General features: G+C 38.5%; 11 protein-coding genes. 9 read left to right on the forward strand and 2 right to left on the reverse strand.

The genetic code is table 11. The annotated features are described in order from the left end of the window. Positions 1–66: 66 nt before the first annotated feature. On the reverse strand, positions 67–345 hold the full coding sequence (locus tag CLW00_RS16880) for a hypothetical protein (protein WP_106134876.1): 279 nt from the start codon (positions 343–345) through the stop codon (positions 67–69). Positions 346–579: 234 nt separating this feature from the next. Here CLW00_RS16880 and CLW00_RS16885 point away from each other — a divergent pair, with 234 nt between their 5' ends. The 7 genes from CLW00_RS16885 (at position 580) to CLW00_RS16915 (ending at position 8,095) form a co-directional block, all read left to right on the forward strand. Next, on the forward strand, positions 580–2,586 hold the full coding sequence (locus CLW00_RS16885) for a hypothetical protein (RefSeq protein WP_106134877.1): 2,007 nt from the start codon (positions 580–582) through the stop codon (positions 2,584–2,586). Positions 2,587–2,596: 10 nt separating this feature from the next. Next, positions 2,597–3,478, forward strand: a complete 882-nt coding sequence (locus tag CLW00_RS16890; protein ID WP_106134878.1) for a DUF2490 domain-containing protein — start codon at positions 2,597–2,599, stop codon at positions 3,476–3,478. Positions 3,479–3,487: 9 nt separating this feature from the next. Continuing rightward, a complete protein-coding gene (locus CLW00_RS16895; RefSeq protein WP_106134879.1) occupies positions 3,488–3,880 on the forward strand; it encodes a hypothetical protein in 393 nt (130 codons plus the stop codon). Positions 3,881–3,932: 52 nt separating this feature from the next. Beyond that, positions 3,933–4,517 (forward strand): hypothetical protein, encoded by a 585-nt coding sequence (locus CLW00_RS16900; protein ID WP_106134880.1) that lies wholly within the window; start codon positions 3,933–3,935, stop codon positions 4,515–4,517. A 120-nt stretch (positions 4,518–4,637) separates the two neighbouring features. Further along, a complete protein-coding gene (locus CLW00_RS16905) occupies positions 4,638–5,285 on the forward strand; it encodes an outer membrane beta-barrel protein (protein ID WP_245917343.1) in 648 nt (215 codons plus the stop codon). A gap of 75 nt (positions 5,286–5,360) precedes the next feature. Beyond that, positions 5,361–7,280 (forward strand): hypothetical protein, encoded by a 1,920-nt coding sequence (locus CLW00_RS16910; RefSeq protein WP_146131446.1) that lies wholly within the window; start codon positions 5,361–5,363, stop codon positions 7,278–7,280. 14 nt (positions 7,281–7,294) lie between these two features. After that, on the forward strand, positions 7,295–8,095 hold the full coding sequence (locus tag CLW00_RS16915; RefSeq protein ID WP_106134883.1) for a DUF2490 domain-containing protein: 801 nt from the start codon (positions 7,295–7,297) through the stop codon (positions 8,093–8,095). Positions 8,096–9,124: 1,029 nt separating this feature from the next. Here CLW00_RS16915 and CLW00_RS16920 read toward each other — a convergent pair. After that, positions 9,125–12,370, reverse strand: coding sequence for a TonB-dependent receptor (locus CLW00_RS16920; RefSeq protein WP_106134884.1), 3,246 nt, complete (start codon positions 12,368–12,370; stop codon positions 9,125–9,127). 317 nt (positions 12,371–12,687) lie between these two features. On the opposite strand from CLW00_RS16920, the gene CLW00_RS16925 reads away from it, so the two are divergent. Then, positions 12,688–15,246 (forward strand): TonB-dependent receptor, encoded by a 2,559-nt coding sequence (locus tag CLW00_RS16925; protein ID WP_106134885.1) that lies wholly within the window; start codon positions 12,688–12,690, stop codon positions 15,244–15,246. A 63-nt stretch (positions 15,247–15,309) separates the two neighbouring features. Then, on the forward strand, positions 15,310–16,176 hold the full coding sequence (locus tag CLW00_RS16930) for a sulfite exporter TauE/SafE family protein (RefSeq protein WP_106134946.1): 867 nt from the start codon (positions 15,310–15,312) through the stop codon (positions 16,174–16,176). Positions 16,177–16,211: the final 35 nt, after the last annotated feature.

The raw sequence follows: 16,211 nt of genomic DNA on the forward strand, positions 1-16,211 counted from the left end.
AGGCCTTTGATTAGCTTTAAAAGGGATCTAATAGGTCAAATAGATTGCTATTTTGTTCTCAAGTATCTACTGATCGTTATTTACCAACTCATACCTTAATATTGTTCGGTTACTTGTATTGATGATGAATTTCACTGCTTCAGCAGTATCGTAAGGAGATGAACCATCATCATTGGTAGCTGTAGATCTTGATCCAGTCGTGCCGGGAAATTTACTATCAAAACGGTCGTAAGTCCATATTGTATACATTCCCTCAGTTTCTATCTGATCAGGATCTCCCCATTTTTCAATCAATTCATTTGCATTTGCGCCAATCCACTGGCTAAGGGCCTTTCGGTTAGACATGCAGCTTAAAACGAGTAAGCAAGAGACAATGATTAGAGCTAGATTAAGTTTAGTAGTTTTCATTTTTTTGGTACTTTTTATCCTTTTGGCAAATTTATTGATGCCAAAATCGTGAAAATTAAATTAAAATAAGTCATCCCAATTCAAAAAACAGTAGTCTAATTAGTTTAGCTATTTCCAATTTTAGGTAAAATTTAAACCAAATAAAGCTAATATAACATTAATTGAACATATATGAGATTTTATTTATTCTTTGTTTTTCTGTTAGTGTTCACATCAAATATTGTACTTGGCCAGCAAAAAAAACAAGAAGTTTTTGAGGGAAGTTTCTTTCTCAAGGAGCATGAAGAGGGAAAGGTTAGATATGGTTTTTATCGGAATGAAGATGATGAAAAAGTGTTTCATGGCAATTTTTCCTTTTCATCTGAAAATTTAGATAGTTTAGATAATTTTTTCCAAAGAAAAATCACTGGGACATATGCTGATGGATTAAAAAATGAAAAGTGGGTTTATCAGAATAATATTTTTAAAATAAATATCAGCACGGTTAATGACAGGTTTCAAGTTCAGTCTACTGCCGATGGCATTGTTCAAAAACTTGAGGCATCCTATAAGGACGGGAAAGCTGTTGGGATTTGGAGACTGGAAGAACATAAAGTAGAAAGTAGCCAACAGAAGGACCGAAAAATTTTGATGATAGCCAACTTTGAAGATGGCAGGATGATCGATAATTTTTTGTTTGACGGTTATCTTCATGGGAATAAAACAAAAGTTACGGGGAGATTCAGTAAAGACCAATTTTTTGATGGAGAATGGGAGTTTTCTTACACCAAGGATTCAGCCGAGTTTTATGAAAAAAGAGTGTATGATAATGGGTTTTTAACTTCAATATTACAAAAAGACCTTACTAATAATGTTTCTTTTCATGATATCGAACTTACCAGGGTAGAAAAAAAATTGAGTAATGTCAAAAGAGGTCTTGATGATATTGACTATACCATAGGGAAAGATTTCTTTGGAGTTGGGTTTGATGATGGTTTCCCGTTTTTCAGTGAAGAAGCAATCTCCCAGAAATACGGAAATGATGTTTTAAACGAAATATTTTCTTTGTTCATTGAAAGGGAATACGTGGCAGGCTTGGATCTCGATGGTATAGAGAAACTTCGTCCAGGCGGCACAAGAAGGTTTGAATATACTTTTACAGGTAAAGAGAAAGAGGCATTGGAGGAAAGCGAAACACTTCTTGCAAACTATACTTCTGATTTGGAAAAATTTGTAAATAATACGACTCTATCTTTAAATAGGCAAAAAACAGATTCCTTGTCCTTTTCTTTTAGACTTGCTCAAAACATTCTCAATAATTTTAAAATTTTGGAAGATAATATTGAATTGCTTAAAAGTGAAAGTTTTAAGTATCAAAGTAAAAGAACCTACTACAGGTCTGGGATAGAAGGAATCGAAAAGGTTGATACAGTACGGTATACTTTTGATGGGGAAGAAAGAAAACGTATCATAGAAAATCCTGTAGATTTTTCAATTAGTGATGATGTTGTGTTTAATATCAGAAACTATGTTCAGGCAAAAGGAAAAATTGTTGACCAACTCGATCTTTACTTCAAGGATATGATCATTGAAATTGAAAGGGATATGGTATCTCAACAGCTTGAAGAAGATCTTATAAATAGTATTCAAAAAGTTTCAGACACTTATGACATTGAAAGAGGGGTCGAAGGCATAGATGAAGAAGGTATTGTCCTTACAAGATTCCATGTATCCATGTATCAGAATTACCAAAGGAAATTGGATTTGATGATGCAGGAATATAGTACGGTCGAAGGGTTTGAAGACAAACAAGAGAAGGGATTGGAAATCATTAACATGGCCCAAACCTACTACGAAGCATATTACCCTATTGGCGAAGTGAGAAAAAGACTACAACAATTGGATGAAGCTTACACCAAAATATCATACAATCCTTATATGGACAGGCATGATATCAAAACAAGAGTTAAGAGAAATATCTATTTCGCGGCAGTTGATTATCTTCTGCCTGATTATAGAGAGAGAATAATAAATGTAGATGATTTTAGAGAATTACCTGATTTGATTGATGAAATGAACGACGCATTTGATAGCCTGATTGAAATTGCCAATAAACCCGATAGTGAGACCAGGTCTATGGAGAGGAGATTAAGAAGAGAATCCAATCCTAGCAGAATTAAGAGAATTATTGATCTATAATTTATTTTAAATGAAGTTTAATTTAAAAGTAGCAGTATTTGCACTCTGCACGGTATTTTGTTGTCATACCAGTTCTTTTTCTCAGATTCTAGATGAAGAAGCTTCAGTATATCGGCCTGACAGAAGGATGTTGGATCAAAGGGTCTATTATACGAAATTCATTTTCTTGGACTATCTCTCTGAGTCAAAAACATGGTTTTATTATTTTGATATTATCAATAGAAGGCAAAGTGGTCTAACCAACAATAATTTTGTTGAGCAACCATTGAGGACAAGTGCCAGGTTTTTTATCGCTTATCAATTTGGGAGGTTTACCCGGGTCCATTTCAATCCAATAGGTCTTTATGTAAGTGATCCAAGACAAGGGCAACCTTCTGATGTCAACTTGATAGGAAACAGGGAATACGAATTACGAAGCATGCTGGAGATCACCCAAGATGCATATATTAAAAAGGCTGGTAAGGAGTGGGTAAATATGACTCACAGGTGGCGTTTTGAAAGTAGGTGGAGGGGTGTAGATGAACCTATGGGGCCAACATGGAATTATAGGTTAAGACAAAGGACTAGATTTAGGGTGCCACTTAACGGAAAGCATTTCTATGATAATAATGTTCTCTATACCACCAACTACCATGAAATGCATATAGAGTTAGGTCCGAGATTTGGACTTAACCATTTTGCTCAAAATAGAAATTTTGTAGGGTTAGGTTATCGGTTTTGGGATTGGGCAAGAATAGATGTGGGATATATTCACCAGTATAACTTTAGGGGAGACGGGAGAACAATAGATATGACTAGAGGTCCGATGTTTTATTTCTTTGTAGACTACTTTTCAAAGTTGAGAATCGGGAGAGATAACCGAGATAGGTTAGAAAATATCATCAATAATTGAGAATCTTTTATGCTTAAGTACGCAATTAGGATAGTATTCATTTTGGTTTCTTCGTCGATTTTATCAACATCTTGTACAAACATTCTTGATTTTGAGGAAGCAACACCTTGTCCATGGCTACAGGATTTTGAACAAGTAAGGGTTTGGAATTCAGTTGATGGATTGGTAAGATTTGATACTGTAAGAGAAGAATACTTTATAGTAGCTAGATTTCCTGGTGATGACAGTTTATCAGTTCTTAGAGCCTGTAATATTCCGTCAGAATATTTATCAGATAGGGCGTTAATCAGGTTTTTTGGAAATGAGTATCTGCCTTTATTCGAGGAATTCATTGAAGAAGAAGATAAATTGGCCCAAATTGTTCCATTTGAAATTACTTATATTGAAACCGTCCGAAAGTAAGATTGAAATGAGATTTACAAAGTTTATAGTTTTAGTTTTCGTTTTAATTGTTATGTCTGGACTGGAAGCCATAGGACAGGGATTTGGGGTAAGGTTGTCTCCTAATTATCGTGTTGGCGGAAATGTCAAAACCCCTTCAGGAATAGTAATGCCAATGGAGGATTTTAGTTTTCAGACCTCACTCCATTATAAATTCGAAAATGGCCTGATGCTGGACGCCACCTATATAGGTGGTCCAACGTCGATTAAATACAAACCATTGAAGTGGGAGCCATGGGAAAATTTAGGAGAAGCTCAAGTGAGATCCTTTATGATGGGGGTATTTTATGAAAGAAATGACAATGACCCCGCAGTGATGCCTTATGGAGGAGTTAGATTGGGGAATTTTGCTGTAAATTCTCTAAATCCTGATTTTGAATCTTTTAATAAATTTGCATTTAGTATAGAAGGAGGAATTAAAATACCTTTCTCACCTCACTTTGGATTCTTTACACATGTAAATGTACTGGCTCCAATCCAATTTGGAGAAGGAGAGATTTTTAGAAACAGAACAGGAGAATATGACTTTACAGCAAGTCCTGGTTTGATTTTATTTCAGTTCAACCTAGCATATGGAATATATTTCCAATTGTATTGATTCGTTAAAGGAATAAATAAGTATTACCTTTAACTTTAAATCTAGTAACCCCACACAAGATTAAGCTCTATGTTAGATCAATACTGGTGTACATCCAAATTTAAATTAATTGAGATTATTTTGATTATTTTTATTTTATTTCCTGTTTCAGGTTTTTCTCAGGAAGAAGATCAAGAAATTGAAGAAACTGAAAATATCCTTGATCTTTCAAATTTGCCTTATTTTCTAAATGATGTCATGATCATCGGGGGGGTCAATTCTAGCGGAATTTATTGGAGTAATCATTTTCGGGATCTAACTATGGCTGGTGGTTTCAATTTAGGGCTTGAAGGATTTATACCTTTGGGTCAAGTCAGCTTTATTGATTATGGAGTACATTTTGCGCAACGAAATTTTAGGCATAGTCAACAAAATATTTTAATAAAAAACAACCACCTCGATTTTCCCCTTTATGTTTCTTTTATGTTACCAGAACTCCGAACGATTGATTGGAGATTTTTTCTAGGCACACAGTTTAGTTATAGGCTTTCAAGTAATTTGAGTGAGAATTATAGTCCTTTTATTATGAATGATTTTCAGTATGATCCTCAGCGATTTAATCGCTTCGATACAGGCATGACTTTCGGTCTAAGTGGAGAAGTGGGGAATTTCTTTTTTAGGGCAAGATCCTATGTAGGGGTAAGTAAACTAGACAGAGCGGAACAAGGGGCTATGTTTTCAATGATGCTAGAAGGTGGATATTTTCTATTTAGAAATTACAGGAGGTAGATAATGGTAAAAAAAGCAATAAATATCTTTTGGTTTTTCTTTATTCTGGTGCAGGCTAATGGCCAAAATCTTCAAATGGTTGAAAGAGATACCATATACTTAGAAGAATTTTTAGGTATAGAGAAGGTGCAATATTATATGGATGATACTCTTTTTGTAAAGCAGGGCAACTATGATTTCATCTCCCAACTGTATAATCAATTGCTTTCAAATTCAATCAGAAAGTTACAAATAAATGGTAAGTATCAGGAAAATCGATTCCATGGTCAATGGGAATATAAGCTTTCGGATTTGGATTTGGATATCAAATCTTTAACCGAAGGAAGATCTATGGGTTTAGAGTATCTTCTAAATGGAATCGAAAGAAGTGCAAAGTTTAATTATTTGAATGGCATACCAGAAGGGAATTGGATGATTGAGGTTGTTACAATTAAAGACAACAGAAGATTACCAGAAACGAATGGAGGAAACTTCACTTTTAAAAATGGGATTGCAGTAGGTGAATTTAAATTCGATGATCTTCAAGGTAAAAATTTTCTAAGAGGTAATCTAAACGATGAAGGATTTTTTGATGGTGACTTGATTCTAAGGTATATCAATAATGGAGATGAAATTAAAGAATCACGGGTCTATAGAGATGGGTTTTTATTAAAACTTAATAAGTTTAATGAAACAGCAGGTACGGTAGATGTAGATATCGCTTATGAAGATGTAATTCAAAAATTAGAAGATTCAGATGGGCAGATTCAAGAAATTGACTTTAGAATCAGCGAAGAAGGTTTTGGAGTGCTTTTTCAAAATGGCTACACAGAGATTGATGAAAAATTAACCGAACAGGTTGAAGGCAATTCTATACTGGATAATATTTTATACAGGTTTAATAGATTTTCAGAGGGTTTAACAGACGAAAGAGAAGATCCTGCTTTTAAATTGACCCGAAGATTTAAGTTTGTATACCCTGAAGAAGAAGAAAGATTGATCAGAAGCGTGCAGCCAAGACTTAATATCATGTTGGATGAATACAATGACTTTTTAAGTAATGCCAAGTTTATCCTGAACCGAGATAGAATTGACAGTCTGCCCTATATTTTTGGTTTTATAGACCATGCCCGTAGAAAGTCTCAGGACATGCTGGAGGTAATTGAATTGACCGAAGAGGGCTTTTTTGATTTTCTTTATAGACCAAACTATTATCCAAATGGTCTACCAAATCTGAATCAGGCAGATAGTTTTACCTATGAGGAAGCCGGTGTAGAAAAAGAAGCAACATTTGATTTGGGGATTTATGTTGATTCTCCGCACAGGTTGATGGAACAGATAGAAGCATTCACAGATACCTTGAAGCAACGGACTGATGAATACTTAGACTACTCTTTTATGGAAATCAGGATTTTTGACGAACAAGCTACAATTGATAGTTTGGATAATCAGATTGTCCAGCTAAAAACAAGAGCTGACGCGATGTACTCCTTTCTACAGGTTATTCCTGAAGACCGCACTTTCGAAGAAATGCCACTGGATTATAGAATTTACCGTGTGATTCATAACAATACCCTTCAGAGACTTCAGAATGAATACCTTGATGCAGAAGATTATGATGAAAAAGTAAGGTTGGGTAAGGAGCTGACCTGTATGCTGGATTATCTGATCAACCAACATGATGAAATCCTCTTCATTGAAAATATGCCAGAGCGGCTTGACAAAGAATTCACCAGATTTTCCCCAAACCCATTCTTTGAAAGGGATATAGAGACTAAGATATTACCTGCCATATATGGCAAAGGGACTGGGCCATTGTTCAATGCCTATGCTGAAAATCTGTTCGAATCCCGAAACTGTAAGGATTTGCAAAACAACTTGGAGAAATTCCGGAAACTAGAAAACAGACTGAAGGAATTGGTGAAAAGAAGCGATACCGAAGAAGTGGTGAGACTTGACCGTGCCTTGAGGAGAGAAAACATTCCAAGTCGAATTGAAAGATTATTGAACCTGTAGTTACTCAAACCTAGATGAAGAAAGTTTTAATTTTAACATTTATATCCCTCTTTTTAGGTGTTGCGCATACATTTGCACAGGAGGATGAATTGGAATTTCTGGATAACAGAATGATGTATACCAAATATTATGTTTCTGATTTTTTCAACGACACCACCAAGTGGGCTTGGGAAGCAGATGTAGTGTATAGAAGGCAGAGTCAATTGGGTCAAGGTGATATTTGGGATGCTCCTCTAAGACTGAGTATCAGGCCTTGGATTGCCTATCAGTTTACCAAGTTGACCCGAGTAAGTTTGAACCCGATGGGGATATTTTATTCAGCTCCAAGATATCCATTGGAATCTGACCTCGACAGGCCCTTTGAAAGGGAAATGAGAACTACCTTGCAGATCAACAATTATGTGTATTACAACCGTTTTAATTTCACGCACAGGCTGAGATTTGAGTCCAGGTGGAGGGGAATAGATGGGGATACAAGACCTAATCACAATTGGCGGGTGCGCTATAGATTAAGAACCAGAATACCGCTTAACACAGATTATTTTTACACCAACAACACCTGGTATATTTCCCAATACTCCGAAATGCATGTTGAATGGGGGAGGGATTACGGTACGAATTTCTTTTCACAAAACAGAAATTATGTAGGTATAGGATATAGGTTCTGGGAGTGGACCCGAATAGAATTAGGCTATATCGTTCAGCTCAATACCAGAGGAAACAACAGGCAAGTTGATTTGTCTCAAGGGCCAATGTTTTACCTGTTTATGGATGTCTTAAGTAAAAATAAGAGAAGGTATAATTATAGTTTTTAGATATGAAGTAGAAATACGGTATAAATACAGTAGAAATATAATGGAAATAGGGCTTAGAGCTCAATAGAAATGAGGTTCTCTTTTTTTAAGTTACGGCCATAGAATCCATTTGCTGGCAAAGGTGGTGCGTTATCCGAAGGTTGCACCTTCGGAATTATGATTCTTGAGCTTATAGCTCAAAAAGGTATTAAAAGTCCGTTTACGACAGTACCACATCCACAATCCGCCCAATCACAATTAATCGATTCTACAATCACTAATACCCTCACCCCCAACCCCACTCCCTTAATGGAGAGGGGAGAAACCCTCTGTTTAGAGTTCTTTTGTAGTTGGAAATACAACAGGAATAATCTCTAGGGAATAGATCATCTAAGACCCCAAAGCGGTCAAATGTTAATAACCTCGGGTTTCAACCCCACTCACAACGACGAAATCTTCTGCACCGACAATCCGCGCAACCTTTAACATTTCCAAACCTTTGCCCCCGTTAGTGTCCTCACTAACGGCTAAAAAACCTTCATCACATAAGACTATATTTGAAACGATATATTTTGGGTTAAAAACTCAAACTCAAGGTCCAGCGGTACAACTGTCTGATAACGCCTCCACTTCCTGGAAACCCCAACAATCTCCCGCAGATCTCGCAGATTTTCGCAGGATGCTTCGCTATTTTCGCCGCCGTTCGTGTCTCCACGAATGGCTCAAAAATCTTCATCACATAGGACTATATTTGAAACGAGGTATTTTGGGTTAAAAACTCAAACTCAAGGTCCAGCGGTACAACTGTCTGATAACGCCTCCACTTCCTGGAAACCCCAACAATCTCCCTCAGATCTCGCAGATTTTCGCAGAATGCTTCGCTATTTTCGCCGCCGTTCGTGTCTCCACGAATGGCTCAAAAATCTTCATCACATAAGACTAGATTTGAAACGAGATATTTTGGGTTAAAAACTCTTTACTCAAAAGTCCCGCAAAGCAACCGAGTGCCAACTCCTCCACTCAGCCCAAACCTACTTTTAACTATACTCATCAATTAAAAATATACCTCACCCCCAACTGCATCTGCCATACGTCTCCAATATTGGCGGTTCTGACGAAAGTACGGTTTGGTAATTCGCTTCCTGATGGGTTCAATTGGTAAGTCGGTACATTCGTCACCGGGTCAATGTTAGTGATCCCAATTGGTGATTCATTGGCAATGATCTGCCCTACGCCCCAATTACTGTTAATCATGTTGGTGAAGTTGAAGATATCAGCCCTTACCTGTATGGTGTTCCTTTTGTCACCAATATTGACAAAAAACTCTTGCATAAAGGATAGGTCAAGTCTTCCAACTACTGGGAACTGAACACCATTTCTGACTGCGTATCTACCTCTTCTTGTGCTGAGGTGCGGATCCTGCATAATGAAATCATTAAATAGGGCCCTTTGATCCGTTTGGGTGAAGGTAGTACCGTTTACAGTCAAAGGCTCAAATTGCATTTCCTGAAGCTGTGATTCTGTCGGAACAAACAACAAGTCATTTCCTACGATCTGGTCTCCATTGACATCTGTGTTATACACATAAGACTCAACACCTTGATTTCTCAGTTCATAGAATAAAGAAATGGTGGATGCCATGTTTTTCGCGTATTCTTTTCTATAACCTACCGAACTGATGATTCTATGTCTTTGGTCGTCCAAAGAAAAGCCCAATTCAGGGAAATTACCTCCTCTGACAGAATGGATATTCTCATAGGAGAGGAAATGTTGGGTATTTCCATCGACCATATTTTTGGCCACAGCATAGTTGTAGGCAGCCATGGCATGAAGTCCATTGTCGAAGTTTTTTGTTAGCTGAAAAGTCAAACTGTAGGAATATCCTTGAGAAGTGTTGTCAAGCACTACTGCATTGGTTATATTTTGGTTTCTTCTATTGGCTTCATCAGAAAACCCATAAAGCGGTCTATTGTCCGGACCAGCAAGGTTTCTCGTGGAAGGATTCAAATTGGAATCGTAAAACAATAAATCGGAAACCTGAGCGGTATAAATACCTTCAAAAGTACCCACAATACCGGCAAACAATTCTTTGTCAATTCCAAGGTTACTTCTCCAAACCTGTGGATTTCTGAATCCCGGATCAATATAGGCTAAATCATAGGTTTCAGGTGTTCCTGGATTTTGAGGGATATAGGCATTTGGGTCAGGGCTAAATGGGAAATTTGTCGTGTTGTCTTCTCTGACCTGACCCTGCAATACCCCATTGGTATTGACCATGTTGGAAATATTGATGTAAATAGGTCTTCCTGAGAAAAGGCCTGTTCCACCACGAACTTGAAAAGTCCTGTCACCCATGACATCCCAATTGAATCCCATTCTAGGGCTCCACATGTATTGTGGATCAGGAAGCCGGTCAGTATTTATTTGGATCGGACTTCCATCTGGCCTTCTAAAATCCAATTCTGCGGCTTGAGGATTGAATCTCGCTGTCTGGTTATAGAAAGGCACATCTAACCTCAAACCCAAAGTAACTTTTAAATTGTTGGTGACATTCACTTCATCCTGTACATAGGCACTTGCTATAAATGCCTGTGTATTGGCAGTAGGAATATCCCCTCCAGGCAATGCGGAGAACCCTCTTTGAAATCTCCTCAGTTCTACCTCTTCTCCTCCAGCACTGGCATAAAAATCATCAAGCGAGTTAAACACATAATGCCCAAAGAAAGTAGGAGTAAAGGTGTAGTTGAAGTTGAAATACTCGAAGTTGACACCTGCTGTAAGGGTATGATTATTCAAATATGCTGAAAAATTGTTTTGAAACTGCCAGGTATCTGTCTCTAGAGCCCTATTTGGTGAAAGTAGGTCTGTTCCGAAAGACATGTAATTTCTTCCACCTTCCAAGATGTCGACCATTGGGAAGTTTCCGCCTTCCCAACTTCTGAAGTTTCTATTGGAGGTCAAACCAAACCTGAGTTCATTTGAAAACCTATTGCCGAAAGAGGAATTCAACTCCACAATACCAGAATAGATATTGTCATTTAGGAGGTAGTTGGAATTTTGGAAATTCAATGAAAACAAGTTTTGATTTCTGCCCCCAAACCCAAGGGAGGTCCTGGCTACAGGACGTTCCCTTGAGGATAAGAGCGTATTGAATCTAGCACTTAGGTGGTGGTTTTCATTGATGTTATAATCTAATTTGATAAGAAATTTATCAGAGATGGTCGGCAAGTTATAATCTTCATACATGCCAGGGTCATAGTTGTAATTGGAAACCAAAAAGTCCCTCATATTATCCATATCAGATTGCTGTACCCGAGTGACATTAGCGCCGGATCTTCCCGGGCCATCGGCTATAAATGGAGAGTTTGGGTCGGATCTTCTTTCAGATTCTGCTGATACAAAAAAGAAAAGTTTGTCTTTGATAATTGGCCCACCTAACCTGAATCCAAATTGTTGAACATTAAAATCGTCTGTCACTACTTCAGAACCTCTGGCATTGCTGCCTACAAATCTTTCATTCCTGTTGTTGATAAAAGCGGAACCACGGAATTCATTGTCCCCTGATCGGGTGATGGCATTGATGGCAGCACCGGTGAAGCCCCCTTGGGTCACATCATAAGGTGCTATGTTCACCTGAATCTCTTCAATCGCTTCCAAAGAAATTGGGGTAGAATTGGTAGGTGCTCCAGGAATAGAGCCCGATAAACCAAAAGAATTGTTAAAAATACTACCATCCAAAGAAAAGTTGATGGCCTTTGGGTCTTGACCCGCAAAGGAATCACCGGAGGATTGAGGTGTCAACCTGGTGAAATCCTGAACGCTTCTGCTCAGTGTGGGCATGGTGGTAATGGCTTCTCTGTTGATTGTAGTGGCTGCACCAGTTCTTTCATCATTCAGGAGATTGTCTTTAAAGCCCCTGATTTCGATAGCATCTAATGCAAAATCCTCATCACTCATTTGGGCATCTAATACAAATCGCTGTCCTAGGCGGAGTGTAATGTTATTGTAAACTTGAGTTTCAAAACCAATAAATGAGATTTCTATTGTATATGGTCCTCCAGTCCTCATGTTTGGAATGGTATATCGGCCATTGGGTTGGGTGACAGTTGTATAAGATGTACCGGAGGGTGTGTGTCTGGCCTGGATGGTAGCGCCAGGTAATGGCTCGTCCATATCATCTGTAATCAATCCAGTCAAACCGGAGGTTGTTGTTCCTTGACTATAGGAATTTTGGATTGTGAGTAAAGAGCAGCAAACAATCAGTAATGTAATCAGATATGTAAAAGATTTTTTCATTTGAAATACTCGGTTAATGAGGTTTTAATCAAAGATACCTAAGATTATGCCTCATTTTTATGAAGCCCATAGGGCCTTTCAAGGGTGAAAAAAGATTAAAAGTTGGTTCTAATATTGTAGAAAAAATACCCAAGTGTAGAAATGGTACACATTAATCCTTTCTCCGGTTTTTACCTGAATTGGATGTTTTTGCTTAGTTGAATTAGATTTTATTTTAAGCTTGGTAAAATTTAAAACTTATTCCATACATTTGCGGTAATTCCTATCTAAATGATAGGGTTAGTTAGGTATTGTTAAAGATCTTTCAATTATCTCTTATGAAATTAAATCTACTCTTTGCGGCATTTTTAGTCTTTGCAGTCCACAGTGTCACTGCCCAAGACCAGATCACAGGGTCAATTACAGATCCAACAGGTAAAGTCATTCCTGATGCTATGGTTGCCATTAAATCTGCCAAACAGTTTACCTTGGTGGATGAATCGGGCAACTTTTCCATTACTCCAGAAATAGAATATCCTTTCAAAATCACCATTAGTGCAGTTGGGTTTGAAACATTCGAAATTCAATTGTCAAATAAGCCTACCGCACCGATTGTACTTGCCTTGGAAGAAGATAACCTGCTTTCTGAAATCGTCATCACAGCAAGAAGAAGGCAGGAAGAAATCCAGGCAGTACCTATTCCCATTAGTGTGGTTTCCGGGGCTTTGGTGGAAGACGCGCAGGCTTTCAATGTCAACCGACTCAAAGAATTGGTACCTTCTGTGCAGCTATATTCTTCTAATCCCAGGAATACAACACTGAATATCCGCGGTTTGGGATCCACCTTTGGTCTGACCAATGATGGGATTGATCCGGGAGTGGGTTTTTACATCGATGGGGTATATTATGCAAGACCTGCTGTGACATCCCTGGATTTTATTGATGTGGAGCAAATTGAGGTACTAAGGGGGCCGCAAGGAACACTTTTCGGTAAAAATACGACAGCTGGTGCATTTAACATTACAACGAAAAGACCACGATTTCAAAATGAGCTCACACTTGAAAGCAGCATGGGCAACTATGGCTTTGTACAGACCAGAGGTTCATTGACTGGACCTATAACAGAAAAATTGGCAGGAAGGGTATCTTTTACAGGAACCAAAAGAGATGGGCTTATATACAATACCAATACACAAAAATTCACTAATGATCTTAATAACCTTGGAATAAGAGGACAGTTGTTGTATTTACCTTCCGAAAAAACAGAAATACTCATTGCCGGAGATTTTACAAGACAGAGGCCCGACGGTTATGCACAGGTAGTGGCAGGAGTGGTACAGACGCAAAGAGCAGATTTTAGGCAGTTTGGGAGTATCATCAATGACTTAGGTTACAGTCTTCCATCTGCCAATCCTTTTGACAGGTTAATTGACCATGATACTCCATGGAGGTCAGGTAATGACATGGGAGGTGTCTCCGTCAATGTGGATTCTAAAATCGGTGGAGGAACACTGACATCAACCACAGCTTGGAGATATTGGAATTGGGATCCTTCCAATGACAGGGATTTCACAGGATTGCAGGCATTGACCTTATCCCAGGCTCCATCCAAACATGATCAGGTTTCTCAGGAGATCCGCTATGCGGGAGATTTCAATTCAAAACTTTCGGGAGTGGTCGGTGTATACAGCCTTTGGCAGGATTTAAGGTCTACCCCTTTTCATTCTGAAGAATCAGGAATGCATCAGTGGAGGTTTGTCCAAAACAATCAAAATCCACTATGGGAAACCCCCGGATTATTGGAGGGCTATGGTATCAGGACCAGGAATAGTTTAAAGAGTTTTTCAGGAGCAGTATTTGGTCAATTGGACTGGAAAGTGACAGAGAAGTTCAGTGTTTTGCCTGGCTTGAGGTGGAATTATGACCAGAAAAGCGTGTTTTTCCAGAGAACCAGTTATGGTGGTCTTCAAACAGATGATCCGGAGCTGATAGCTTTGAAAAACTCCGTTTACAACGATCAGGAATTTGAAGCAGAAGTAGTAGAATCCAATTTTTCCGGACAGCTGACACTTGCTTACAAAGTTAATAATAAGGTGAACACTTTTGGGACTTACTCAACCAGTTTTAAGCCAGTCGGAATCAATTTGGGAGGTCTTCCCCGGGAAAATGGCCGGACCATGACAGAGCTGGCGCGTATAGAACCTGAATTTGTTTCTCACTATGAGTTTGGTATCAAAACCACTCCTGCCAGAGGAACTACTGTAAACCTTGTGCTTCACAACACAGACATCACTAATTTTCAGACATTGGTGCAGACCCCTGATCTGTCCGTGAACAGAGGTTATCTGGCCAATGCGGAACGGGTCAATGTCAAAGGAGTAGAATTGGACGCAACCACAAAGTTTCATAAGAATGTATCTGTTTTTGGCGCTATTGCCTTCACAGATGGCAGGTACATTGAGTTTACCAACGCACCAGTCCCCTTGGAGGAAGTAGGAGGAGAAAGCTTTAAGGATGTTTCAGGAGGTAGATTACCGGGAATTTCCAAATGGGCAGGTTCTTTGGGAGGTGAATGGACCAAAGATTTGAAATTCAAAAATACCGAAGGCAAATTCTTTTTTGCCTCTGAAATTTTTTATCGATCAGAATTCTCATCAAGTCCTTCGCCATCTGCTTACTTGAATATAGATGGTTATGCACTGGTAAATGCCAGAATGGGGCTAAGATTTCCAAATGGGACTTCTCTATTTTTATGGAGCAGAAATCTGACTGACAGCCAATATTTTGAACAATTACTTCCAGGTGCAGGCAATGCAGGGCATTTTGCCGCAGTATTGGGTGATCCTAGGACTTATGGGTTTTCTGTAAGGTTTAAAATCGCTGATGAATCTTTTTGAGATTAAATCATATATAAAAGATAGGAATTATAATATTGGTAGGGTATTTTTGAGTTCATGAATATGGAAAGGTTAATCATAAAAATAAAAGAAGAACCTTACTGGATGGCATTTTTTGTCTTTTCAGCAGTTGTGTTGGCTCTTGTAATTTTTAAAACTTTCCCTCCCATGTTGGATTCGGCCATGGATTACGAAATGTTTTTCTGGTTTTTATTGGTGGGATTTGTGGCACAGACAATAGACGGGGCTTTGGGGATGGCTTATGGGGTAAGTTCGAATTCCATTTTGTTAGGTATTGGGATTCCACCTGCTACTGCCAGTGCTTGGGTGCATTTTGCACAGGTATTTACCAGTCTTGCCTCTGGATTTTCACATTGGAAACTTGGGAATGTAAAATGGCATTTGGCGAAAAAAATCCTTATTCCCGGTGTATGTGGTGCGATTATCGGAGCCATTTTTCTATCCAATGTTGATGGGGATGCCATCAAGCCTTTTATCGCAGTGTATTTGTTTGTTATGGGTTGTATTATCCTTTCCAAAGTCATCAAATACAAAAAGAAGACGGTCAAAAAGCAGGATAAAAGCCTGCCCTATCTTGCCAGTGTTGGTGGTTTTGCCGATGCCATCGGAGGTGGAGGATGGGGTCCGATTGTCAACTCCACGCTTCTGGGCAAAGGTCACATTCCCCGTTATGCCATTGGGACGGGCAATTTTGTAGAAATATTTGTGTCCTTGGCAAGTGCCAGCACTTTTGTGTTTTTTGTAAAAGACCTGAGTCTTGCACCCGTCTTGGGGTTGATATTGGGCGGAGTCATTGCGGCACCCTTCGCGGCTTATATTTGTAAAAAATTAAACCCCAAAATACTTTTAGTCATGGTGGGTGTTTTGATTATTTTTTTAAGCATCCGAACATTTTATTTGTCATTATAACAACTGGTAGGACTATTTGCTTATGAAAATCAACT

The sequence above is a fragment of the Mongoliibacter ruber genome (assembly GCF_003003005.1).
Lineage (GTDB): Bacteria > Bacteroidota > Bacteroidia > Cytophagales > Cyclobacteriaceae > Mongoliibacter > Mongoliibacter ruber.